Source organism: Gordonia sp. NPDC003376 (genome assembly GCF_053589235.1).
In genome coordinates, this window is record NZ_JBSFRM010000005.1 from 59,205 (window position 1) to 83,727 (window position 24,523).

General features: G+C 68.5%; 20 protein-coding genes. 4 read left to right on the forward strand and 16 right to left on the reverse strand.

Annotated features, from left to right (window positions below; genetic code table 11):
• Positions 1-38: 38 nt before the first annotated feature.
• A complete protein-coding gene (locus ACWDUA_RS07535; protein ID WP_449750535.1) occupies positions 39-1,046 on the forward strand; it encodes a GlxA family transcriptional regulator in 1,008 nt (335 codons plus the stop codon).
• A 10-nt stretch (positions 1,047-1,056) separates the two neighbouring features.
• On the opposite strand, the gene ACWDUA_RS07540 is transcribed toward ACWDUA_RS07535, so the two are convergent.
• Complete coding sequence (locus ACWDUA_RS07540; RefSeq protein ID WP_449750394.1) at positions 1,057-2,391, reverse strand: outer membrane protein assembly factor BamB family protein; 1,335 nt, start codon at positions 2,389-2,391, stop codon at positions 1,057-1,059.
• A gap of 109 nt (positions 2,392-2,500) precedes the next feature.
• Between ACWDUA_RS07540 and ACWDUA_RS07545 the strand changes: the two genes are divergently transcribed.
• A complete protein-coding gene (locus ACWDUA_RS07545; RefSeq protein WP_449750395.1) occupies positions 2,501-3,256 on the forward strand; it encodes an acyltransferase in 756 nt (251 codons plus the stop codon).
• Between the two features lie 571 nt (positions 3,257-3,827).
• Here the strand turns inward: ACWDUA_RS07545 and ACWDUA_RS07550 are convergent.
• The 3 genes from ACWDUA_RS07550 to ACWDUA_RS07560 are packed head-to-tail and all read right to left on the reverse strand — an operon-like array spanning position 3,828 to position 7,470.
• Positions 3,828-5,093 carry a glycosyltransferase family 4 protein gene (locus ACWDUA_RS07550; RefSeq protein ID WP_449750396.1) on the reverse strand — a complete coding sequence of 422 codons (1,266 nt, stop codon included), beginning with the start codon at positions 5,091-5,093 and terminating at the stop codon, positions 3,828-3,830.
• A complete protein-coding gene (locus ACWDUA_RS07555; protein ID WP_449750397.1) occupies positions 5,090-6,658 on the reverse strand; it encodes a 1,4-alpha-glucan branching protein domain-containing protein in 1,569 nt (522 codons plus the stop codon). Before ACWDUA_RS07555 ends, ACWDUA_RS07550 begins: the two co-directional genes overlap by 4 nt.
• Entirely contained in the window at positions 6,655-7,470 is an 816-nt protein-coding gene (locus ACWDUA_RS07560; protein ID WP_449750398.1) for a class I SAM-dependent methyltransferase, read from the reverse strand. Before ACWDUA_RS07560 ends, ACWDUA_RS07555 begins: the two co-directional genes overlap by 4 nt.
• Positions 7,471-7,608: 138 nt before the next feature.
• Here ACWDUA_RS07560 and ACWDUA_RS07565 point away from each other — a divergent pair, with 138 nt between their 5' ends.
• Together ACWDUA_RS07565 and ACWDUA_RS07570 are read left to right on the forward strand one after the other, a co-directional pair.
• Entirely contained in the window at positions 7,609-8,394 is a 786-nt protein-coding gene (locus tag ACWDUA_RS07565; protein ID WP_449750399.1) for an electron transfer flavoprotein subunit beta/FixA family protein, read from the forward strand.
• A 92-nt stretch (positions 8,395-8,486) separates the two neighbouring features.
• Positions 8,487-9,443 (forward strand): electron transfer flavoprotein subunit alpha/FixB family protein, encoded by a 957-nt coding sequence (locus tag ACWDUA_RS07570; RefSeq protein WP_449750400.1) that lies wholly within the window; start codon positions 8,487-8,489, stop codon positions 9,441-9,443.
• 95 nt (positions 9,444-9,538) lie between these two features.
• Here ACWDUA_RS07570 and ACWDUA_RS07575 read toward each other — a convergent pair whose 3' ends face one another.
• The 12 genes from ACWDUA_RS07575 to ACWDUA_RS07630 form a co-directional block, all read right to left on the reverse strand.
• Positions 9,539-10,885: an NtaA/DmoA family FMN-dependent monooxygenase gene (locus ACWDUA_RS07575; protein WP_449750401.1), complete on the reverse strand. Its 1,347-nt coding sequence runs from the start codon at positions 10,883-10,885 to the stop codon at positions 9,539-9,541.
• Entirely contained in the window at positions 10,882-11,922 is a 1,041-nt protein-coding gene (locus tag ACWDUA_RS07580; protein ID WP_449750402.1) for an LLM class flavin-dependent oxidoreductase, read from the reverse strand. Before ACWDUA_RS07580 ends, ACWDUA_RS07575 begins: the two co-directional genes overlap by 4 nt.
• A 1-nt stretch (position 11,923) precedes the next feature.
• On the reverse strand, positions 11,924-12,958 hold the full coding sequence (locus ACWDUA_RS07585; RefSeq protein WP_449750403.1) for an aldo/keto reductase: 1,035 nt from the start codon (positions 12,956-12,958) through the stop codon (positions 11,924-11,926).
• A 95-nt stretch (positions 12,959-13,053) separates the two neighbouring features.
• Complete coding sequence (locus ACWDUA_RS07590; RefSeq protein WP_449750404.1) at positions 13,054-14,091, reverse strand: aldo/keto reductase; 1,038 nt, start codon at positions 14,089-14,091, stop codon at positions 13,054-13,056.
• An 84-nt stretch (positions 14,092-14,175) separates the two neighbouring features.
• Positions 14,176-15,426, reverse strand: a complete 1,251-nt coding sequence (locus tag ACWDUA_RS07595) for an acyl-CoA dehydrogenase family protein (protein ID WP_449750405.1) — start codon at positions 15,424-15,426, stop codon at positions 14,176-14,178.
• Positions 15,423-16,364, reverse strand: a complete 942-nt coding sequence (locus ACWDUA_RS07600) for an LLM class flavin-dependent oxidoreductase (RefSeq protein WP_449750406.1) — start codon at positions 16,362-16,364, stop codon at positions 15,423-15,425. The genes ACWDUA_RS07595 and ACWDUA_RS07600 overlap by 4 nt, the downstream gene beginning before the upstream one ends.
• A 23-nt stretch (positions 16,365-16,387) precedes the next feature.
• Positions 16,388-17,626, reverse strand: coding sequence for an LLM class flavin-dependent oxidoreductase (locus tag ACWDUA_RS07605; RefSeq protein WP_449750407.1), 1,239 nt, complete (start codon positions 17,624-17,626; stop codon positions 16,388-16,390).
• Complete coding sequence (locus tag ACWDUA_RS07610) at positions 17,623-18,960, reverse strand: acyl-CoA dehydrogenase family protein (RefSeq protein WP_449750408.1); 1,338 nt, start codon at positions 18,958-18,960, stop codon at positions 17,623-17,625. The genes ACWDUA_RS07605 and ACWDUA_RS07610 overlap by 4 nt, the downstream gene beginning before the upstream one ends.
• Complete coding sequence (locus tag ACWDUA_RS07615) at positions 18,957-20,717, reverse strand: dipeptide ABC transporter ATP-binding protein (RefSeq protein WP_449750409.1); 1,761 nt, start codon at positions 20,715-20,717, stop codon at positions 18,957-18,959. The genes ACWDUA_RS07610 and ACWDUA_RS07615 overlap by 4 nt, the downstream gene beginning before the upstream one ends.
• A complete protein-coding gene (locus ACWDUA_RS07620) occupies positions 20,714-21,667 on the reverse strand; it encodes an ABC transporter permease (RefSeq protein WP_449750410.1) in 954 nt (317 codons plus the stop codon). Before ACWDUA_RS07620 ends, ACWDUA_RS07615 begins: the two co-directional genes overlap by 4 nt.
• On the reverse strand, positions 21,664-22,719 hold the full coding sequence (locus ACWDUA_RS07625; RefSeq protein ID WP_449750411.1) for an ABC transporter permease: 1,056 nt from the start codon (positions 22,717-22,719) through the stop codon (positions 21,664-21,666). Before ACWDUA_RS07625 ends, ACWDUA_RS07620 begins: the two co-directional genes overlap by 4 nt.
• A 13-nt stretch (positions 22,720-22,732) precedes the next feature.
• Positions 22,733-24,370, reverse strand: a complete 1,638-nt coding sequence (locus ACWDUA_RS07630; protein ID WP_449750412.1) for an ABC transporter substrate-binding protein — start codon at positions 24,368-24,370, stop codon at positions 22,733-22,735.
• Positions 24,371-24,523 lie beyond the last annotated feature (153 nt).

Below are 24,523 nucleotides of genomic sequence, written 5' to 3' on the forward strand. Positions count from 1 at the left end.
GTCGTGTACCGGCGGGACCGGTCACGGTGGGTCCGGACATGGTCGCCGGCCACCGGGCGCTGGATACGGATGCGGAACGTACCGGCGGTAGGCATTCGGTCGTCGTCGTGCTCCTGCCGCCGATCGTCGGATTCGACGCCTCCATTCCCCCGTTGGTCTTCGGCGAGGCATGTGACGACATCGGCGAACCGCTCTATGACGTGACCACCGTCAGCCTCACCCCCGGACCGGTGCCCACCACCAGCGGCTACGCCTGGGTCGCCGAGGCCGGACTCGAGGCGATCGCCACCGCGGACACCGTGATCGTCCCCGGCACCCGATTCGAGCCGGCGCGGTACGAGGGCACCCTGCCCGACGACGTGGCCCGGGCACTCGCCACACGGCGACCCGACGCCCGCCTCGTGTCGATCTGCACCGGTGCCTTCGTCCTCGGGGCCGCGGGCGTGCTCGACGGACACCGGATCACCACCCACTGGCGTTACGCCGACGACTTCCGCCGGCTCTACCCCGACGTCGACCTCGACGAGTCGGTCCTGTTCGTCGACGACGGCGACCTGCTCACCTCGGCGGGGCTGGCCGCGGGAATCGATCTGTGCCTGCACATCATTCGCCGCGATCACGGCGCGGCGGTGGCCAACCGCGTGGCCCGGCACTGCGTGGTACCACCGTGGCGTGAGGGCGGGCAGGCACAGTTCATCGAACACCGCATGCCGGTGGAGGCCGATCGGAGCACCGCCGCGACCCAGCAGTGGGCGCTGTCGTGTCTGGACGAGCCGCTGACCGTCGACCGCCTCGCCGCCCACGCCCGGATGAGTTCCCGCACCTTCATCCGCCGGTTCCGGGCCGAGACCGGTCGCGCCCCGGGGGCGTGGCTGCGTGAACGCCGTCTCGACGTGGCCCGTCAGTTGCTGGAGACCACCGATCTGTCGGTGGAGGCGATCGCCGCGCGGTCGGGGCTCGGGTCCGCCGACAACCTGCGTCATCACCTGCGTATCGAGCTCGGGATGGCGCCGTCGGCGTACCGTCGCACCTTCCGCGGGGTCTGAGCGGGTCGGCTCAGGCGCCGGGGATGTTGCCCTTGGCGTCGAAGTAGTAGACCTCGCCGAGATTGGTGGCGGTGGCGATCTGCCCGGCCGCCGACACCGCGATACCGGTGGTGAAACCCGCCGACTCCGGCATCTCGATGCTGCGTAGGGTCTTGCCGTCGGTCGCCGACACCTCGGTCAGTGCCAGTGTGTCCTTGCCCGGTTCGCGGACCACCGTCCATGCGGTACCCGCGGCGGTCAGTGTGGACAGGCTCACGGCGGCGAGATCGGTGCGCTGCCACACCCGTTCGGCGCGGTCACCGCGGTCCCGGATCAGGGTCAGCGGGGCGCCGATCACCCCGGTGGGGATGATCAGGCCGTCGGGGGAGACGGTCATCGTGGCGAAGCCGTAGCCGCCGTTGTCGTAGGTCCACCGGGTCGATCCGGTGGCGGCGTCGAGGGCGACGATCTGCCCGAGTCGGCTGAACGCGTACACCGTCGTGCCGTCGGCGGAGACCGTCGTCGGGCCGACGACACCACCGGGAACCTGCGCCGTCCACAGCTCGCGTACCGTGCGGGCACCGGTGGTCTCGTCGTAGGCGAAGCCGCGCACCTCGGCGGCGATCGCGCCGCTCGGCCAGACGTTCAGGAAGAACCGCTCATGGGCGGCGTCGACGGCGGGCGGGGCGGGGACCACACACCGTGGACCGTTGGAGATACAGTCCCCGAATCCGTACAGCGGGTCTGCCGGATCGGCGTCCGGCCGCAACCGCACCTCGGGGGCCATGAACTCGTCGGACTGGGCGTTCAGCAACAGGATCTGGCCCTGCGTGGTGACCGTGAGCACCATCCCCGGGCCGGCGAATTTCGCCGACAAGGGCACCCCGATCATCGGCATCCGCCATCGGATCGCGCCACCGGCGTTGAATGCCAGGAACATTCCCTGTTCGCCGATGTAGGGCTGGTCGTACTGGTCGGTGAGCATCGCATTCGACGACACACCGTCTCGCATGTTCTTGCAGAAGTTCTTGCGGCCGCCGCGCGGGTCGAGGACCAGGAGATCGCAGCCGGCGGAGTTGGAGGTGACGCCCACGTTGCCACTGCCGGAGATCGTCACCGGAGCGGTCACGGTTCCGCCCGTCGGGCGGGTCCAGCTCACTGCGAGATCGTCGGGAACCGACGCATACGCGAAGTTGGAATTGGCGGCGTTGCCTCCGTAACTCGACCACCCGGCGCCGGCGATCGAGCGGACGTCGATGTGGCCGTCCGAGCAGGAACTCATGAGCAGGGCGGTCACCAGACCGAGCACCACGGCCACGGCTGCCGGAAGTCGACGCGCCCGGTGCGGTCGGAGGGCAGCCGCCATCGATGCTCCTTGTCCTCGAGCCGCCGGTCGGAACCCGGCAGCACCATCGGTAGAGCCTAGCGTGTGGGCTCGGCGGTGCCTGCGACCGCGACGCGTAGGGTTGCTGCCCATGACGACGATGTGGAATGCCAGCTACCGTTCCCGGTGGCGGGCCGGGCGGCGTCGCGACCCCGCGCAGGTGCGATTCCTGACGCGTGATTCGCTGCGCTGGGTGCTGCGCAACAAGGCCTACACCCCCTGGTACCTGGTGCGCTACTACCGCCTGGCGAAGTTCCGGATGGCCAACCCGCACATCGTGCTGCGCGGCATGGTGTTCCTGGGGCGCAACGTCGAGATCCATGCCACGCCCGAGATGGCACGCATGGAGATCGGGCGCTGGGTGCACATCGGCGACGGCAATTCCATCCGCTGCCATGAGGGTTCGTTGCGGATCGGCGACAAGACCGTGTTCGGTTGCAACAACGTGGTGAATGCGTACCTGGATATGGAGATCGGCGGGTCGACCCTGGTCGCCGACTGGTGCTACCTCGTCGACTTCGACCACAAGATGGAAGACATCACCATGCCGATCAAGGACCAGGGCATCGTGAAGGGCCCGGTGCGGATCGGTCCCGACACGTGGGTGGCCGCCAAGGTCACCGTCCTGCGCAACACCATCGTCGGCCGCGGTTGCGTCCTGGGTGCGCACTCGGTGGTCAAGGGCGAGATCCCGGACTACTCGATCGCCGTCGGCGCTCCGGCCCGTGTCGTCAAGAACCGGCAGGATGCCTGGGCTGCGGGTGCCGAACAGCGCGCCGAACTCGAACGCGCACTCGCCGACATCGAACGCAAGAAGGCAGCGGCCGCCGCCCGATCGGAGAAGTGACCGGTCTGTGAGGACCCGGTCGGTGGTGGTTGCGTCCCGAGCTCGGCGGCAGAGGTTTCGACTCGACTTGTCGCTTCGCTCCTCGTCGGCTCAACCATCAACGGCCAGTGGATGGTTGAGCCGGGACCGAGCCGTTAGGCGAGGACCCGTGTCGAAACCTGGTGAGGTGGTCGCTTCGGCGAGGTCGGCTGTCTGAGGTTTCGACTCGACTTGTCGCTTCGCTCCTCGTCGGCTCAACCATCAACGGCCAGTGGATGGTTGAGCCGGGACCGGTACGCTCGTTGTCGGCTGAGCCATCAATTGTCAACTGCGGCTTGGTGGTTGAGCCGGGACCGGTACGCTCGTTGTCGGCTGAGCCATCAATTGTCAACTGCGGCTTGGTGGTTGAGCCGGGACCGAGCCGCTAGGCGAGGACCCGTGTCGAAACCTGGTGAGGTGGTCGCTTCGGCGAGGTCGGGCGGTGGAGGTTTCGACTCGACTTGTCGCTTCGCTCCTCGTCGGCTCAACCATCGTTTGTAGCACGGTGATTGAGCCGGGACCGAGCCTGACGGGCGAGGGCCCGTGTGCGGTCCTAAGGGTTCCCCGGGTCGCGTTCCGGTAGGGGACGCTCGACGATGGTGGGCCGTCCCTGCGGCTGGCGTACCCGTCGCTTGACCGCGGTGTAGACCGAGACGGTGCGCTCGGCCACCTCGGTCCAGGAGAAGTCGGCGCCCAACCGTGCGCGGGCCCGGCGGGCACGAACCGCCGCGGCGTCCGGGTCCGACAGCGTGCGGCGGACCGCGGCGGTGAGTCCGGCAACGTCGGCGGGCGCGAAACACAGGCCCGTCTCCGGCTGACGTACGGCCTCGCCCAGCCCGCCTGCGGTGGACACCACCAGCGGGATGCCGGTGGCGGCGGCCTCCAGCGCGACGATCCCGAACGGCTCGTACCGGCTCGGCAGGACGATCGCATCGCAGCGGTGCATCAGCTCGACGAGCCGGCGATGGTCGACGGCCCCGACGAATGTCACGGCCCGGCTCAACCGGTACTTGGTGACCAACTCGGTCAGCCAGTCCAGCTGGGTGCCGGTCCCGGCGATCGTCAGGGTGGTGCCCGGGTGGGTGCGTCGGATCCGGGGGAGCGCGGCGAGGAGGTCCTGCAGACCCTTCTCGTATTCCAGGCGCCCGGCGAACAGCAGCTCGGGCGGCCCCGAGTGCTTCGTCCTCGGGGCGAAAGGCCATGCACCCGCATCGATTCCGTTGTGGATCACCTGCACCTCGCAGGGTGGGGAGAACAGGCGCGTGACCTCGTCGCGCATCGATTCCGAGCACGTGATCACCGCGTCGGACTCGGCGACCAGCCACCACTCGACGGAGTGCACCTGGCGGTTGATCGCGCCGCTGACCCAGCCGCTGTGCCGTCCGGCCTCGGTGGCGTGGATCGTCGAGACCAACGGCACGTCGAAGATCTCGGCGAGCGCGATCGCCGGATGCGCGACGATCCAGTCGTGGGCATGCACCACATCGGGGGTCCAACTGGTCGCGGTGGACCCGCGCTCACCGGCCAGGACGGTCAGCCCCGCTCGGATGAAACCGTGTCCCATCGCCAGTGTCCAGGCCATCATGTCGGTGCCGAAGTCGAACTCCGGTGGGTCCTCGGCCACCGCGATGATCCGTACGCCGTCGGTGCGGGTGTCGGTGGTCGGGTGGGTCACCGCGTCGGAGCCCGACGCCCGGCGGGTCAGTACCACGACGTCATGCCCGACGTCGGCGAGTTCGGTGGCCAGGTGATGGACATGCCGACCCAGCCCACCGACCACCACCGGCGGATACTCCCAGGACACCAGCAAGATCTTCATCGGTTCCCCCCACGCAGTGTGTGCGACCCGTCTCCCACGCGACGGGCATCGAGATCTGCGAACAGATTGTCCGCGGCAGACCAGTTCCCGGCCAATCGTCGCGCCTCGTCGTCCTGCCCGCGCAACGCGGCGTCGGCGATCTCGCGTGTGGCGTGCGCGTGGGTGTGCGCACGGTTGACCGCATAGGCGGCGGCGGTGTCCTTGGACACCATGAACGGCCAGTCCGACGACACGGTCATCAGCGCCTCACGCACGATCTGGTCGGCCACCCGGTTGCGGCCGGCTCCTGGTTCGAGGAGCTTGTCCACCGCGTCGAGGGCGGTCTGGGTGACCTCGGCGTTCAGCTGCACCAGATGCGACACCTGCGGGCCGTTCCACACCCGCCAGTCCTTGCCCGAGCCCCATGACGAGGCGGGCAGATCCATCGGTGCACCGACAAAGCCGGCGTCGGCGGCCCCGGCGAGAGTCCCGACGGTGACCCCCATCTCGGGCAGTCGGCGCAGCACCCGCTCCAGCCAGATCGGGCCCTCGTACCACCAGTGCCCGAACAGTTCGGTGTCGAAGGCGGCGACGACCAGTGCGGGTCGGCCGATCCGCGCCGACTCGTCGATCAGACGTCGGCGCACATGCTCCACGAAGTCCTCGACATGGCGGTCGATGACCGCGTCCACACGGGCGGGGTCGTACGGCTTCTTGTCCGGACCCGCCACCGACTTCCCGGTCACCCGGGCCGGTTTCAGCCCGGTCTCGTGGTCGTAGGTGTGGAAGTCGCGGTAGGCCGCATGGCCGGGATACCCGGACTTGGGCGACCACACCCGGTAACTGACGGTGAGGTCGCGCCCGAAGGCGAGTACCCCGGTGTCGCCGACCGGACGGCCCAGCGTCGTGTCACCGCGCAACGTCGGACCGTCGACCATGAAGTGCTCGACGCCGGCCGCGGCGTACTCGTCCTGCATTCCCGGCGCGAACGCGCACTCCGGTGCCCAGATCCCGCGCGGGGTGTGTCCCCAGCGGCCCTGTGCGTCGGCGAGACCCTCACCGAGCGAGAGCTGCCGCAATCGCGGGTCGAGCAGCGGGGCGAACGGATGTGCGAGTGGGCCGCCGAGGATCTCGGCCACGCCGGTCTCGGCGATCGCCCGGATCGTCGGCGCCCCACCGTGACGCCAATGGCGCTCGAACTCGGTGATCGCGTCGGCGGCCGTTCGGTACTCGCGATGACCCAGGGTGCGGCGGTCGGCGTCGTCGGAGACCGCGGCCTCGGTGGCGCGCAGCTGCCAGTCGGCCAGCCACTCGTACATCGACCTCGTGCAGTGCGGGTCGTCGAGCTGGGCGGCCAGTACCGGGGTGATACCCAGCGACATCAGATCCCGGTATCCGTCGGCGGCGAGCCGGCGCAGCATCGCGAACACGGGGAGATACGAGGCGGCCCACGATTGATACAGCCACTCCTCGCCGACCGGCCACCGTCCATGGTTGGCCAGCCACGGCAGATGGGAGTGCAGGACCAGCGTGAACTGTCCCGGTACGGGTTCGACGCCGGGAGTCGTCTGTGGAGGAGTCGTCACGATGGGCGACGCACCGCGATCGCGAGCAGGTCCAGGCTGTCGTCGATCGCGACACCGGCCGCGGCCGGATCGAGCACCGCGAAATCGGCGGCCTGCACCCCGGCGACGTCGTCGACGAGCTCGGTCGGCCAGTCCTCACCGGCCAGCGCCCGCTCGATCTGGGCGTCGATCAGCGAACCACCCCACTTGCGGTCGAGGGTCGCGAGCGGTGCGCCGTGGTAGACACCGAGCATCGTCGTCACGTCGAAGCCACCGTCGACGAGCAGCTCACGGAGTTCGCCGGCGTTCAGCTCCCGCGTGTGGAACGGGTTGAGCGGGGTGTCGCGGCCGGGAGAGAAGGTGATGCGGTTGGGGGTGGCGATCAGCAGCTCGCCGCCCGGACGCAGTACCCGGGCGCATTCGGTGATGAACGCGGGCTGATCCCACAGGTGTTCGATCACCTGGAAGTTGACCACGATGTCCACCGAGGCGTCCGCCAGGGGGAGGTCGACCAGATTGCCCTGCTGGATCGTCACCTGCGGGTACCGGCGGCGGGTGTGGGCGACGGCGGACTCGTCGTAGTCGACGCAGCTCACTCGGGCTCCGGCGTCGGCGAGCATCGCCGCACCATATCCCTCCCCGGACCCGGCCTCGAGGACCTGCCGACCGGCACACCGCTCGAGAATGTGCTGGTAGGCGATCTCGTGGCGGCGGAACCAATAGTTCTCCGCGGGGATACCGGGAACGGTTCGCTCTCCGGTCAGGGCGAGCTGGTCATCTGCCGAAAGTGCCTGGTATGCGCCGGGCGAGGGCACCCGGTGTACGTCGGTCATCCCCACCACACTAGTCGCCCGGCGTACTGTGAGGTAGTCGATGTTCTACCGCTGGATATGACGGGTTAAAGTGGGGGGACCGATGGCCTTACCCGCCGGTAAGTTGCCGAACCCGACGCAGGAGGTCGACGCAGACCCATGACCAACATTGTCGTTCTGATCAAGCAGGTCCCGGACACCTGGTCTGAGCGCAAGCTCTCCGACGACGACTTCACTCTCGACCGTGAGGCCGCCGACGCCGTGCTCGACGAGATCAATGAGCGCGCGGTGGAAGAAGCACTGCAGATCAAGGAAGCCAACGGCGGCGAGGTGACCGTGCTGACCGCGGGCCCGGAGCGGGCGACCGAGGCGATCCGTAAGGCCCTGTCGATGGGTGCCGACAAGGCGATCCACATCAAGGACGATCTGCTCGCCGGTTCGGATGCGGTGCAGACCGCGTATGTGCTGGCCCGCGCGCTGGGCACCGTCGAGGGTGTGGAGCTGGTCATCGCCGGTAACGAGGCCACCGACGGACGTGTCGGTGCGATCCCGGCCATGATCGCCGAGTACCTCGAACTGCCGCACCTGACGCACCTGCGCAAGCTGACCCTCGAGGGTGAGACGCTGACCGGTGAGCGGGAGACCGACGATGGCATCTACCACATCACCGCGGAACTGCCGGCGATCGTGTCGGTGAACGAGAAGATCAACGAGCCGCGCTTCCCCTCCTTCAAGGGCATCATGGCCGCGAAGAAGAAGGAAGTCGCCGTCGTCACGCTCGCCGAGATCGACGTCGAGCCGACCGACGTGGGCCTCGCCAACGCCGGGTCGACGGTCACCAGCTCCACCCCGAAGCCCCCGAAGACCGCCGGTGAGCGCGTTGCCGATGAGGGTGACGGTGGCGTGAAGGTCGCCGAGTACCTGGTCTCGCAGAAGATCATCTAGGTAGACCGGCAGATCCCACCATCACAGCCCGCGCCGACCGGTTTCGACGGTGTGGCGCAGGGCATCTCAGAAGACATTCAGGAGTAGAGGAAATGGCAGAAGTTCTCGTTCTGGTCGAGCAGGACGCCGAGGGCGCCCTGAAGAAGGTGACCAGTGAGCTGATCACCGCCGCACGTGCGCTGGGCACCCCGTCGGCGGTGGTCGTCGGCAAGCCCGGTTCGGCCGACGGCGTGATCGACGGTCTCAAGGAGGCCGGTGCGGAGAAGATCTACGTCGCGGAGTCCGACGACGCCGCAACCTATCTGATCAGCCCGCAGGTCGACGTGCTGTCGTCGATCGCGGAGTCGGCCGCCCCGGCCGGCATCCTGGTCGCGGCGACCGCCGACGGCAAAGAGATCGCGGGCCGGTTGGCCGTCCGCCTGGGCTCGGGTGTGCTCGCCGACGTCATCGACGTCAAGGAAGGTGCGGTGGGTGTGCACTCGATCTTCGGTGGCGCGTTCACCGTCGAGGCGCAGGCCAAGGGCGACACCCCGGTGTTCTCGGTGCGTCCGGGTGGTGTGGAGGCGGCTCCGCAGGCCGGTGCCGGTGAGCGTGTCGACGTCGAGGTTCCCGCCGCTGCGGAGAACGCCGTCAAGATCACCAAGGTCGAGGCTAACGTGGGCGGTGACCGTCCGGAGCTGACCGAGGCCTCGATCGTGGTGTCGGGTGGTCGTGGCGTCGGTTCGGCCGACAAGTTCTCGGTGGTCGAGGCACTGGCCGACTCGTTGGGTGCGGCCGTGGGAGCGTCGCGTGCAGCGGTCGACTCGGGCTACTACCCGGGTCAGTTCCAGGTCGGTCAGACCGGCAAGACTGTGTCGCCGCAGCTGTACATCGCCCTGGGTATCTCGGGCGCCATCCAGCACCGTGCGGGTATGCAGACCTCGAAGACCATCGTCGCGGTCAACAAGGACGAAGAGGCCCCGATCTTCGAGATCGCCGATTTCGGCATCGTGGGCGACCTGTTCAACGTCGCACCGCAGCTGACCGAAGAGGTCACCAAGCGCAAGTGATGTGACACCGCAGAAGCCCCGCCACACGTGATGTGGCGGGGCTTCTGCGGTGTCCGGGCGCCCATCACGCGTGGGATGGTCTGCCGTGCAATAACCTATGCCGATGCGGCCGAGGCATTCTCGCCCGTTCCCCGAACATGCGGAAACGGAAGGCCGAACCGCTCACGCAGCGTCCTGGCCGGGTAGTCGCGATGAAACAGCCCGCGCTCCTGCAGGATCGGGACCACCAGCCTGGCGAAGTTCTCCAGGTCCACCGAGGTATCGGCGGGCATGATGGTGAACCCGTCGGCGGTGCCCGCCTCGAACCACGACTGCAGGTCGTCGGCGACCTGCACGGCCGAGCCGACCACCAGGCGGTGGCCGGATCCGCCCGCCCCGGCTTGGACGAGTTCGCGTGGTGTACGCGGTGATTGCGCGATCAGCGCGCGCGTCGACACGCTGAAGCCGGTGGAGAACGCGGCACCCGGAATGGCATCGGGGAGATCGTCGACGGTGATCAGATCGTCGAGACCGAACGAACCGGGCGGCAGACCGAGATTCGCGAGGAGGTCGGCACCGAGCCGATCGATGGGCAGCGTGGCATACAGTGCCTGCGCGCGGGCGGCCGCATCCTCCGGGGAGGTCCCGACCAGGACGACGACGCCGAGCGACACCTTGACCGCGTCCGGGTGACGACCCGCGGCCGCAGCGCGCGAACGGATCTCGTCGCGGAACGCGATCGCCTTGGCCTGCGTCTGGGCAACGGTGAAGACGACGTCGGCGTGGTCACCGGCGAGCTTCAGCCCACCCTCCGAACCACCGGCCTGCACGACGACGGGTCGGCCCTGGGGTCCGGGGGCGACGGGCAATGGGCCCGCCACGGAGAAGAACTCACCCTCGTGGTCGATCGCCCCGATCCGCGACGGATCGGCGTAGCGACCCGATTCCTTGTCGGCGACAAGCCAATCCGGCTGCCAGCTGTCCCACAGGCCGGTGACCACCTCGAGGAACTCCCATGCCCGCCGATACCGCGACTCCTTGTCGGGGTGCGCCGGAAGCCCGAAGTTGGCTGCGGCCGCAGGAGTTCCGGTGGTCACGATGTTGACCGCCGCCCGTCCCCTGGTCACGTGATCGAGTGCCTGGAAGCGGCGGGCAAGGTTGTACGGCGAGTTGTAGGTGGTGGAGGCGGTCACCACGATGCCGAGGTTCTCGGTGATCGCGGCCAGATGCCCCAGCAGCACAGCCGGATCCAGGCCGGTGCCGGGAGCCTCCTCGATCTCACCGCGCAGCGCCGGCCCGTCGCCGAGGAACACCGCGTCGATCGTCGCCTCCTCGGCGATCAGGGCGAGTCGCCGGAAGTGGTCGATGTCGAGGTAGGCGAGCGGATCGACGTGCGGCAGCCGCCACGCCTGCCGGAAGTGACCCGGCGTCATCAGAGAGATGGTGAGGTGGAATCCGGTCATGGACGGCCTCTTTCGGACGGAGCCCACCCCAGCCGTGGCGCCAGGTCACGGGCGGTGGACTCGAGTAGACGGATGTGTTCGTCACGGTCGGGCACCCCGGGGACGAAGCTGACGAGCAGGTCGGTGGCCAACGCCACCGCCGGGTCGGCCGCGAGCTCGTCGGCGAGTGTCGCGGCCGGACCCAACAGCGCGTGGTCGGCGGCGAGATACTCGTCGACGCCCTGGGCGTGCTTCGGTCCGCCGGAGGTGCTCCAGCTGCGCCATCGGTGCACACCGGGGGTCACCAGCCGTACCGCTTCGGCATGGTCCGGGTGGGGGTAGACCGCCCGCGAGACCTGTACCCGCGGTGGGTGATCGGGGTCTGCCCACGCGGACAGATAGGACCGGATCCACGAGGCCTGCGCGGCCTGCGCCTCGGCCACCGTCCCACCGCTCCATGTGTTGGCCCGCGACAGTTGCAGGCCGTCGCCGGCGAGAGCGGCGGCCGCGGCCGAGGCGTGCGCGTAGTCGGGATGGCTGGTGGTGGCCTGCCAGAGCCGGTGACGCACTCCGGCACCCGGCGGATACAGGGATTCTCCGGCGGCGTTCACCGGTGAGCCCTCGAGTACCTCGTGCAGGCGGGTCACCGACTCCCCGAAGATCCGTTGCCGGTCGGCCAGATCCCTGCCGAACGCTTCCCATGCCCCCGGGAACGGTCCGGACCCGACCCCCAGCTCCAGTCGGCCGTCGCTGAACGCATCGACCGTCGCGGCGTCCTCGGCGACCCGGAGCGGGTCCTCCAGGGGGAGCACGAGGACTCCGGTGCCCAGGCCGATCCGGGTGGTGTGCTGGGCGATCGCGCCGAGCGCCACCAGCGGCGAGGAGATCTGTTCCCTGCCCTGCCGGAAGTGACGCTGGATCACCCACCCGGAGTCGTATCCCAGTTCCTCTGCCGCGACGAAGATCTCGATCGCCTCGCGATAGGCCTGCGCCACCGGGAGGTCGTTGTCGAGGTGGAGCAGGAAGGCGAGCCGCAACGGCCGGTCCGGACCGCTCATGTCAGAGGTTCAGTCCGGTGCCATGCACACCGTGCTCGTCGATGATCGCCAGTTCCTCGTCGGTGAGATCCGGGAACTCCAGGGCCTTCAAGTTGTGGTCGAGCTGCCAGGTGGAGCTCGCACCCACCAGTGCCGAGGCCACCGCGGGCCGACGCAGCACCCACTGCAAGGCCAACTGCGCCAACGACTGTCCGCGTGCCTCGGCCAGTTTGTTGAGCTCGTTGACGCGGCGGCGGTAGGTCTCGTCGATCACGTCCGGACTCAGGAAGGTGCTGTTGAGGGCACGAGCACCCTCGGGGATCGACTCGAGGTACTTGTCGGTGAGCAGCCCCTGGGCCAGCGGCGAGTACACGATGAGTCCGAAGCCGTCCTGCTCGGCCAACTCGAGCAGCCCGTTCTGCTCGATGCGTCGATCGAAGATCGAGTACCGCGGCTGGTGGATCAGCAGGTCGATGCCGGCTTCCCGGAGCAGTACGGCGATCTGGTGTGCGCGGTCGGGCTGATAGTTCGAGACCCCGACGTAGAGCGCCTTGCCCTGCTGGACGGCCGAGACCAGTCCACTGACGGTCTCCTCCAGCGGTGTCGACTCGTCGGGGCTGTGGTGATAGAAGATGTCGACGTAGTCGGTGCCGAGGTCCCGCAGACTGTGGTCCAGGGAGGCCAACAGCGACTTCCGTGAGCCGCCCCGCTGGTAGGGACTCGGTCCGATGGCATTGCCCGCCTTGGTCGACAGGATGATCTCGTCGCGGTACGGCGCGAGATCCTTGGCCAGGACCCGACCGAAGTTCTGCTGTGCGGCGCGGTGCGGTGGGCCGTACCGGTCGGCGTTGTCGAAGTGGGTCACGCCCAGATCGAAGGCGTGCAGGATGATCTCGCGCTGGGTCTCGAAGGGGTAGTCGGTACCGAACTTCTGCCACAGACCGAACGAGAACGACGGCAGGTCGAGCCCGGAACGTCCGGTCCGACGGTAGGGGATCTTCTCGTATCGGGTCGGATCGGCGGTGTAGGTGAGTTCGGTCGGTCCAAAGGTGGCCATGTGTGGCAGAGCCTTTCGATTGTGGCGAGACGGGTGTGGTGGAGGGCGCGCCGGCCGCGGAGATGCCGGCGGCAGGGTTGTCGGTGGCGGAGCCGTCAGCGGCCCGGTTGTGATCGGCGCAGGGCGGCCGGTTGCAACGACGGGGTGTCCCGGCCGGTGTCGCGGTCGTGGAATTGGGTTCCGGGCTCGACGATCTCGTCGATCCGATCCAGCGTGTCGTCGGTCAGTCGGACGTTCACGGCCTTGAGGTAGGCCTCGAGATGATCCTGGGTACGTGGTCCGATGATCACGCTGCTGACCGCGGGGTGGTTGAGCGCGAAGGCGATCGACAGTTCCACCGACGAGAGCCCGTTCTCCTCGGCGAGAGCCGCGAGGGCGTCGGCGGCCTCGAGCTTGCGCCGATTCTGCGGCAACGCGACGTCGAACCGCCCGGGGATGAGATCGGCACGAGCCGATTCCGGCTGTGCGACACCGAGTCGGTACTTCCCCGACAGCCATCCCGCGGCGAGCGGCCCATACGACAGCACGCCGACCCCGTACTTGCGGACCACGGGGAAGACCTCACGTTCGGCACCGCGCACCAGCAGCGAGTAGGGGAGCTGCTCGGTGTGTGGGGCGATCAGCCCGTGCTTCTCGGCCAGCCAGTGCGCCTCGACCTGGAGGTGTGCCGGGAACACCGATGTGCCGTAGTAGAGGATCTTGCCCTGACGGATCAGCCCGTCGAGGGTCTGGATCGTCTCGAGCAGGGAGGTGGCGGGATCGGGGCGATGCGCCTGGTACAGGTCGATCCGGTCGGTGCCGAGCCGGCGCAGACTGTCCTCGACGGCCTGGGTGATCCAGCGTCGGGAGTTGCCCGACCGGCGCGGGTCGTCGCCGATCTGGCCGTGGAACTTGGTGGCCACGAACAGGGAGTCGCGTCGGCCGGCGATGGCCTTGCCGACGATCTCCTCCGAGACGCCCTGGGCGTAGACGTCGGCGGTGTCGACCGACGTGATCCCCGCATCGAGGGCGGCGTGGATGATCCGGATGCTCTCGTCCTCCTCCTGCCAGCGTCCGAAGGCCATGGTGCCGAGCGTGAGTGGGGAGACCGGGACACCGGTGCGTCCCAGCGGTCGGGTGACCTCGATGGTCATGTGTTTCCTTTCGATGGGAAAGAGGTGTGTGGATCAGAGCGCTGCGTCGATCAGAGCGCTGTGTGGATCAGAGCGCTGTGTGGATCAGAACAGGCCGGTGGTGGGCGGTTCCTCGCCGGTCAGATGCCAGGCACCGGCCACCGCCGCCTTCCATTGCCGCGGATTGTGATTGGCGGCGGTACGGGAATTGCGCCAGTGCCGGTCGAGGCCGAGGCCCCGGTCGGTGATCGAGGCGCCACCGACATCGAAGAGCAGTTCCGTTGCACGCAAGGTGGATTCGATGGCCACCACACCGGTCTGGGCCACCACGACCGAGGCCTGCGCCCCGGCCCGGCGGGCGTCGTCGCCGGTCCGGCCGCGGGTGTCGTCGATGGCATCGGCGCCGAGCAGGACGACGGCGCGGGCGGCCTGCGCGCGGGCGGCGATCTCACCGACCGTCTGACGCACGTACGGGTCGTCGACGCTGGCGTCGGCGCTGCTGTGTTTGATCGGTCGGGCCTTCTCGCGGACGAACCAAGTGGCGTCGTCGAGGGCACGAGCGGCGATACCCGCCTGCACCGCAGCGAGGTACAGCTGGGCGAATGCGCCCTGCCATGGGTTGTCGGGGGTGTGCTCGGCGGTCAGCACGACCTCGTCGTCGGTGACGCGGACGTCGTCGAGCCGGGTGGTCCCGCTCTGGGTGAGTCGCTGACCGACGGCATCGAAGTCGTCGACGCGTTCCACGCCGGCCCGGTCGGTCGGCACCGTGAACCGCACGACGGTGCCATCGGAGGTGACGGCCTGCGCGGAGAAGTACGACGCGTAGAGTCCGCCGGTCGAGTAGTACTTGCGGCCGTTGATCACATAGCCGCCGTCGGTGCGCGTGGCGGTGGTGGCGATGCTTCCGCCGGCGCCGCCGTTGCGCTCGTTGCCGGTTCCGGCGAAGAGTGCACCGGCACGGAGCCGGGCCAGGTTGATCTCCCGCAACGGCAGATCCTCGCGGCCCGCGACCTGATTCGCCAGCAGGAACGTGGCCCGGAGTGCCTGGGCCACATTGGAGTCGGCGCGGGCGATGTCGATGATCACCTCGGCGACGTCGCGGACCGTGCCACCGGCGCCGCCGTCCTCCCGGGCGATCCCGGTGAGCGCGACCCCGTGTTCGCCCAGGGCACGGACATCGTCGAACGGGTAGTCGCGGGTCTCCTCACGAGCCCGGGCGGACTCCGCGAGGCGGGCCAGGGTCGGCGTGATGGTGGAACGGATACTGTTGGGGCTCAGCGGTTGTCGTGCGTCGAGAGCGTGGGTGTCGGGGGTTCGCGCGTCGGGGGTTCTGGGTCCGGCGTCGAGAGTGGTCATCGGAGGGTGTCCTGTCGGTGGGGGAGACCGAGTGCATCTCGCAGGTGCCGGGGTTCGGAAGACGTGGATCGCCGGGTGATCGAGCCGATCACGTCGATGGTCGCGTCGATGTCGTCGCGATGGATCACCACCACGCCGTCGACCGCGGCGGACGCCGACACCCGGCGGACGAGATCGGCAGTGGCGATATCGGCCCTCGCGAGGTCCACGCGGGCCAGGAGGGCGACATCACGCCGGGATCGGTCGATCCGCTCGAGTGCGGTGGTGAGGGCGAGCTCGGCGGCATCGACCTCGGTGTGATCGACGATCACCGCGTCGGCGACGTCGACGACCCGGTCCCAGCCCAGCCGGCCGGTGTCGGCGGCGACCAGCACGGGACGACCCTGCGGCGACGACGGTCCGTCGAGTGGCCCGGCAACCCGGTAGAAGGCACCGTCATGGTCGATGGGTCTGATCAGCGAGTCATCGGCCACGATCCCGGCGGCCTGGTCACCGAGCAGGGCGGTGGCGGGAAACGACTCCCACAGCGCGGTCACGATCTGTGCGTACTCCGCCCACCGCGCTGCCCGATCGGCGGCAGGGCCGGACGTGTGCGGCTCGGGTGCGGCGGCATCGCTGACCTCGTCACCGTCGCCGGGGTGCAGGACCAGACCGACCCGGCCGCCGGTCGCGCGGTCGACCGACAGCACACGGCGGGCGAGGTTGTACGGGGCATTGTGCGTGGTGGCCGCGTCGATGAGGTAGCCGATCCGCGGGTACTCGCCGGCGAGATAGGCCCCGATCACCGACGGATCCAGGGCCGCTATGCCGTCGGCCTCACCGACCAGCCGGATCGCGGTGGTCGCGGCGTCCTGTGCGGCCGCGACGAGCTTCTCGGCGTCTGCGGGAGAGGTCTGACCCGCGGCATCGCCGACCGCCAGTTCCAGGATGACACTCACGTCGTTCTCCTTGTCGGGCCTGCTCACAGCGCGCTCACCAGCGTCCGGGGTGGTTGACGAAGAATCGCCGGTGCGGGGAGACCGAGATGGCCGCGCAGGGTGTCGGATTCGTAGTCGGTGCGGAAGAGCCCCCGGCGCTGCAGCTCCGGGACCAGTTGCTCGGCGAAGTCGTCGAAGCCGGAGGGGAGGACGTCGGGCATGACGTTGAAACCGTCGGCCGCGCCCGCACGGAACCAGCGTTCGATGTCGTCGGCCACCTGCTCGGGGGTACCCACGACGATGCGGTGACCACCGCCGCCGGACAGCTTCTTGAGAAGTTCCCCCAGGGTGGGGTTCTCGCGGTCGATGATCTCGCGCACCACCCGGTAGAAGGTTTGTGACCCACCGGCCGCGTCCGGATCGACCAGCAGGTCCCGAGGAATGGGCCGATCGTCGTCGAGCCCCTCGATGCTGAACCCGAGCTGGCCGGAGAGTCGTTGCCGCGCATAGGCGTCGGGGAGAAGAGCGTCGAGGGTCTCGCGTCGCTCCCACGCCGTCGCCTCGGTATCGCCCAGCACGGTCGACAGACCGGGCAAGACCACGATCTCGTCCGGATCGCGGCCGAACGACGCTGCGCCTTCGCGCAACTCGGTGCGGAAGGCGCGGGCGGAGTCGAGGTCTTGATCGGCGGAGAAGATCACCTCACCCACCCGGGCGGCGAGCCGCTTTCCGTCGCTGGAGCCACCGGCCTGGACCACCACGGGCCGACCCTGCGGGCTCACCAGGCGCGTACGGGTCGACCAGGTGTCGACCACCCGGTCGACGAAGTCGGCCGCACGCCGGTAGCGCAGACCGTGCTCGGGCTCGGCGTCGCGTCCGAAGTTGCGGGCCGCGATCGGCCCGGCGGTGGTGACCACGTTCCAGCCGAGCCGCCCGCCACTGAGGTAGTCGAGATCGCCCAGGCGACGGGCCAATTCGTCGGGATCGTTGTACGACGACGACAGCGTACCGATCAGTCCGACGTGCTCGGTCTGGGCCGCGATCCGGGCCAGGACCGACGACGGCTCGAGATTGTTGCCGGTGCGATGCCGGATGGCGGGATCGAGCAGGGGGCCGTCGGCGAGGAACACCGCGTCGAGACGCGCCTGTTCGGCCTTGCGGGCGATCGAGGTGTAGTGCTCGATGCGATAGGCGGAGAGCCCGTCGGTGTCGGGGAATCGCCACGATCCGCCGAACACGCCCGCATTGAGGATGTTGACGTTGAGGTGCAGTTGCCGGGTCATCGGGCGATCCTCTCCGTGTCGGTCTTCGTGGCGGTGCGCGCTGTGCCGGATGCCGCCGGTTCCGGGGGCGACCCGGGGTGCGCGTCGCGACCCGCGTAGTAGCCCGAGACCGGTGCGATCCCGTTGACGCGGTAGTCGCCCACCACGCGTGGCTTGTAGATCACCGGGTTGTGCGAGGCCAGGGTGCGTGCGTTACGCCAGTGCCGGTCGAGATGGACGCCGTTGCGGGCCGTCGACGAGCCACCGGCGTCGAATGCGCGGGTGGCGGCGTCGAGAACGGCCTCGATCACCGCGACCTGCGCGGTGGAGGTGATGATGTAGGCATCGGCGAAGGCCTCCTCGGTACCCGCGACATGTGCCGACTCCAGGGCCTCTGCGGCGGTTCGCAACAGCGATGCCGACGTCAGCGCATGCGCGTCGAGCCGGCCGATCACGGCCAGGACATCGGGGTCGGTGGTCGCGTCCTGGGTCAGCGCATGACGACTCGTCCGGGTCCGGCGCGTGACCACGTCGGTGGTCTCGGCGACGATGCTGCGCGCGATCCCCGCCAGATTGGCCAGATGCACGATCTGGACGAACGAATCGAGTCCACGCAACGAATCCCGATAGCGGCCGATGTCGCCGTGTGGCTCCACCGGTACATCGGTGAGGACCGTCGTCCCGCTGCCGGTCTGGCGTTGCCCGATGCCATCCCAGTCGTCGACGTGCTCGACACCGGGGTGACGTGCGTCGACCACCACGAAACCGCGCGTGCCGTCGTCGTCGAGGACCGCGGTGCGGACGTAGTCGGCGAAGCGTGCTCCGGTGGAATAGAACTTGGTGCCCGAGACCAGTCGCTCGCCCGCGTCGGTCCGCCGCACCCGGCTGGTGATCACACCCCAGCCCTCGCCGTCTGCCACGCCGGCGACCTGCGCCGACGGCTCCGACTGGGCGTTGCCGAACACCGCCCCCTCGCCGACCCTGGTCAGCCAGTACCGCCGGACGTCCGGATCGGCTTCGGCGCGCAGGATCTCGGTCGTCGTGAAGTGACCACGCCAGATCTGCGGAACGTTCGAGTCGGCCTCGCCCGCCTCGGCGAGGAGCGTGAACAACGTGGGCAGGTCGACGTCGAAGCCACCGAACTCGCGGGGCACGCGCAGCCGCCCGAAGCCGGCGTCCGCCAGTTCCCGGATCAGCGTGTACGGATGCTCGTGCCGCAGGTCGCGATCGCCGGCGTCGACGGCGAGTTCGGCGAGGACGGTACGAATCCGGACGAGGGACTCCTCGAGCGAGCCGGGTGCCGGCGTGACCGTCGCCGCCGTGCCGCCCGGTGCGGTGTCGACATGGGATGTCATACGTGATGCCCTTCCGTGTGGGAGGCGAATCGTTGTGTCGTGCTGGTGAGGTCGCCCCCGGCGGGGCTGATGAGGTCGCCTCCGGCGGGGCTGGTGAGGTCGCCTCCGGCGGGGCTGGTGAGGTCGCCTCCGGCGGGGCGCGTCAGACCGCCACCGGCGATCGCTGCGAGCAGCCGCGCGGTGTAGTCGTCGGCGGGGAAGCGGAACACCTGATCGGTCGTTCCCTGCTCGACGATCTCGCCGTTGCGCATCACCACCACCCGGTCGGAGATGGCGGCGACGGCGGCCAGATCGTGCGAGATGAACACATAGGTGAGACCGCGTTCACGTTGCAGACGATCGAGCAACTCGAGGATCTGCGCGGCCACCGAGACGTCGAGCGCGGAGATCGGCTCGTCGAGCACCAGCACCCGCGGTTCGAGTACCAGGGCCCGGGCGATCGCCACCCGCTGACGTTGCCCACCCGAGAGCTCGCGGGGATGCCGGTCGATGAAATCGGCGGGGAGCGCTGCTGATTCGAGCGCGGCGGCCACCCGATCGCCGAACAGCCGACGTCTGCCGCGTGCGGTGTGGCGTGCCCACCGGGCGTCGGTGCCCGCGAAGGCCACCAGTGGCTCGGCCACCACGTCGAAGACGTCGAACCGTGGATCGAAGGAGGAGTACGGATTCTGGTAGACGATCTGGATGTCGCGTCGCAGGGGCCGGAAGTGGCGGCGTCCCACCCCGGTGATCTCGGTGCCGAGTACCGACACCCGGCCCGCGGTGGCGGAGGTGAGTCCGGTCAGGATTCGGGCGGTGGTGGTCTTTCCACTGCCGGATTCGCCGACGATCGAAACCGTCTCGCCGGCACGCACCGAGAACGAGATGCCGTTGATCGCCGGGAAGTCGCCGAACTCCTTGCGTAGGTCGCGGACGTCGATGACGGTCTCGGCGGTGGCCGGTGCCGGGGAACGCCGGTCGCGCAGGGTCGACCGTGAGGGGACACTGGCGAGCAGGCGACGGGTGTAGGCGTGCTGGGGATCGGCGATCACCTCGGCGGTGCGGCCGAACTCCACGATCCGGCCCTGCTGCATCACCCCGATGACGTCGGATCGGTCGGCTGCCACACCCAGGTCATGGGTGACCAGGACGATGCTCGTCGAGGAACGTTCGCGCAGTGTGTCGATCAGGTCGAGCACCTGCTTCTGCACCGTCACATCGAGACCGGATGTCGGTTCGTCAGCGATGATCAGGTCCGGATCGCTCGCCACCGCGGCCGCGATCAGCACACGCTGGCGCATGCCACCGGACAGCTCGTGGGGGTACTGCCCGTAGCGTCGCTCCACCTCGGTGAAGCCGACGAGTTCGAACAACTCGTGAACCCGCTCACGCCGGCCCTCGGCGTCGAGGTCGGTGTGTAGGCGCAGCACGTCCTCCACCTGATGGCCCACGCGTCGAACCGGATCCAGCGACACCGTGGGGTCCTGGGGAATCAGCGACACCGAACGGCCACGCAGGTCGCGCCACTGCCTGGCGGTGAACGTGGTGAGATCCTGGCCCCGGAACGTGATCGAGCCGCCGGTGATCTCGCCGTTGTCCGGCAGCAGTCCCAGGATGGCGTGGCCCGTGGTGGTCTTGCCGGAACCGGATTCGCCGACGAGTGCCAGCACCTGGCCGGGTCCGACATCGAAGCCGATGTCGTGGACCACGGTGCGCAGATCGCGCCCCACCCGGTAGCCGACCGTCAGTCCCTGCACCGAGAGCACGGGAGTGGTCATGAGGCGCTCCGTTTCGTGAGGTGACGAGAGATGTGATTGGTGGACAGGACCACCGCCACGATGGTCAGGGCGGGGAACAGGGTGAGCCAGCCCCGGGTGGCGATGTACTTGCGGCCGTCGGCGACCAGCAGTCCCCACTCGGGGGCGGGTGGTTGCTGGCCGAGGCCGAGGAAGCTCAGCGACGCGATCCAGATGATCGCGATCCCCAACTGCACGGTGATCAGCGAGACGGTCGGGGCCAGCGAGTTCGGCAGCACGTGGCGGACCAGGATCGACGACGACCTCGCACCGCTGGTGAGAGCCGCCTCGACGTAGTTGCTCGTGCGGACCTTGAGCACCTCCGCGCGGATGAGCCGGGCGAAGGTGGCCGCGGAGGTGAGACCCACTGCGAGAGCGGCGGGTACCAGGCCGGTGTGCCCGACCTGGGCGGTGTAGACCACGACGATGGTGATGGCGAGGAGGAATCCGGGGATCGACAGCACCACGTCGATCGCACGCATCACGGTGGAGTCGACGAGTCCGCCGAACCAGCCTGCGACGGCACCGAGCACCGAACCGACGAGTACCGCCACCGCCACCGCCAGGCTTGCACCCAACAGTGATGCGCGGGACCCGTACACGGTGCGGGCGTAGAGATCCCGGCCCAGTAGGTCGGTTCCGAACCAATGCGCCGCCGACGGGGGCTGCAACTTCGCGGTGTTGTCGATGGCGATCGGGTCGTACCCGGTGAACAACCCGGGAACGATCGCCCAGGCGACAGCGAGCGCGAAGACGATGACCGCGAGAACCAGACCCCAGTGTTTGGCGATCCACCGCAGGGCGTTGCCCAGATGTGGACGGGGTCGACCGGTGGCGGTGGTCGACGCCGCACCGGTGCCGGTGGTGTCGTCGGGCGTGTCGGGGCTCTGTGTGGAGGGTGTCGGGGCGTTGCCCTGTCCGAGGATCGTCATGGCATTGCCACCTCGACCGGCAGCGATCGACGCGGCGCCGCCGGAACGTCCTTCGCGCCGACGCCCCTCGTGGTCGACGGTGCCGGGGCCTTGACGCGTGTCGTGGCCGTCCGTTTGGCCGATGTGGTCACGAGGATGCGCGGATCGAGGAACGGATAGGCGACATCGACGAGGAGATTGGTCACCACATAGATGAAGGCGGCGATCACGACGACGCCCGACACCACCGGCAGGTCCTGGGTGTTCACCGCCACCATCACGAGCTGCCCGAGACCGGCGCGGGCAAAGACGGCCTCGGTGACCACCGACCCGGCGATCAGCTCGCCGCAGGCCAGACCCAGCAGCGTGAGCACCGGCAGCGACGAGTTCCGTAGGATCCCGCGTCGGAAGATGTAGCCCTCCCCGGCGCCGCGCGCGGCCAGCACGTGCACGAACGGCTGACGGCGCGTGGCCGCGATGGAGGAGGCCAGCACCTGCGACAGTGGCGCGGCCACAAGGATTCCCAACGTCAGAGCCGGAGCGATCAGCGCGGTCAGGCTGCCGTCGTCGGAGGCCGGGATGAGGTGGAACCGGAACGAGAACACCTGCAGCACCAGGATGCCGACGACGAACGTCGGCACCGAGGCGAACAGCGGCGGTAGACCCTCGAGGGAGCTGCGCAGCCACGACCAGGGGGCGTAATTGATCGCCACCGCGACGGCGGCGGCGACCACCAGACCGAAGACCAATGCCAGCGCGGTCAGCTGCAGTGTGGGAACCAGTGCGCTCGCCAGCATCTCGCGGACCGGCGTGCCGGTGGTCAGGGAATAGCCGAAGTCACCGTGCAGTACGGCCGTCAGGTTGCCCAGGTACTGCTGCCAGAGCGGCCGATCGGTCCCGTAGTACTCCAGGAGCGTGCGGGCTGCCTCGGGGGTCAGTTGGGCCTCCGGGTCGGCGATGCGGTTGTGGACCGCATCGCCGGGAAGTGCACTGAGCAGGAGGAATGCGAGCGTGTAGGCGGCGAACAGGACCACGATGGCCTGTCCTGCCCTTCTCAGGATGTAGTGGCGCATGATGACCTCGTCGCTATTGGTTGAGCCAGGTGTTGTAGAACCAGGACCGGCCGGTGGACTCGGTGCCGAACCCGTGAACGGTGGGTGCGAGGCCGAAGACCTGGGTCTCGTCGTAGAGCGGGATGGAGTAGCCCTCACCGAAGATGCGGTCCTCGATCGCCTGGATGGCCGCCTGGCGCTTGGCCGGGTCGAATTGGGTGGCCTGTGCATCGAGCAACTGGTTCAGGGTCTGGTCGGGACGGTAGTTGCCGGTGACGTTCTGCCGGTCGGTCTCATAGGCGGTCCGCAGCACCCCGGGGTCGGCGGTCGACGTCTGACCCTGGCTGAAGTACCAGTTCTTCCCCGACGCCAGCTGTGCCTCGTAGTCGGTGACCGACGGGCTGGTGAGGGTGATCTCGACGCCGGCCTTCTTCCACTGTGACTGGACGACCTCCAGTACCGACTGCGACACCTGGTAGTAGGGTGCGATGCGGATCGGGAAGCTCAGACGCTGGCCGTTCTTGACCCGGATGCCGTCGGCGCCAGGCGTCCACCCGGCGTCGTCGAGCAACTTCTTCGCCTTGTCGAGGTCGTAGCCGAGGTACTGGGAGGCGTTGCCACGCAACGGCGTTCCCTGGACCAATGCACTCGTCGGGATCGGGTAGCTCGGCGACAGTGCCGTCTTGTTGATCTCCTCGCGATCGGTGGCCGCCTGCAGCGCCAGACGCACGTTCTTGTCCTGGGTGGGTGCCGTGGGGTCGGCGAGGTAGACCGTCAGGTCATTGGTCTCGCCCTGCACCGGGACGGCGATGAGCTGACCGCCGCCGGTGGTGACGGTCTCCTCGTCGTAGGGGGCGATGTTGCGTGCGATCTGCGCTTCGCCGGACTGGAGTGCGCCGACGCGAGTGCCTGCCTCGGGGACGGTCTTGAACACGATCTTCTCGAGGTAGGCCTTGCCGGTGTGGCCCGACCCCTCCGGTGCCCAGTTGTAGTCGTCTCGACGTTTGAGGGTGATGCCGGTGGTGCCGTTCACATCGTCTACCACGAACGGCCCCGTGCCGACGATGTTGTGGGCATCGCTCTGCCCGTTGAGGTCTCGTTCGAGATAGGACTGCCCGAGGATCGAACTGGCCCGGTAGTTGGACAGGATCTGCAGGAAGCCGGCATTGGGTTTGGACAGCTTCACCACGACGGTGTGGGGGTCGACGACGTCGGTACCGGCATAGTCGGCCCAGAAGGGGTCCTTGGTGATACCGAGCCGCTCGTCTCCGATGCCGTGCTGGTCGAAGTTGGCCTTGACGACCGTGGCGTCGAACGGGGTGCCGTCGCTGAAGGTCACGCCGTCGCGCAGGTGGAATGTGTAGGACAGGTGATCGTCACTGACCTCCCACGACTTCGCGAGCCACGGCTTGAAGTCGCCGGTCTCGGGGTCCTGCCAGACGAGGCGTTCGGTGAGGTTGTCGGTGACCTGGCTGTTGGACCAGATGGAGTTGGTCGACTTCCATGCGGTGTACTGCACCGGGTCGTAGAACGTGAGCGTGCCGCCGTACACCGGTGTGCCGGCGGAATCCGAGTTCGTCGACGACCCGCTGCCGCAGGCGGCCAGCGCCGTCACTGCCGCTGTCGCCACTGCCGACGCCGCGAGGAGACGTCGAAAACGCTTGGTGCTCACTGAGTGCGGTCCTCTCGAGACATGTCTGAAGACATGAGGGGATGGTGGGATGTCCTCGGCAAGAAAACCACTCGGGGGTGTACGGCGTCACCGGTTCGGTTCAGCCTGAGCACAAGGAGATCATCGACCATGTGGCGCAGTACTTTTCGAGAG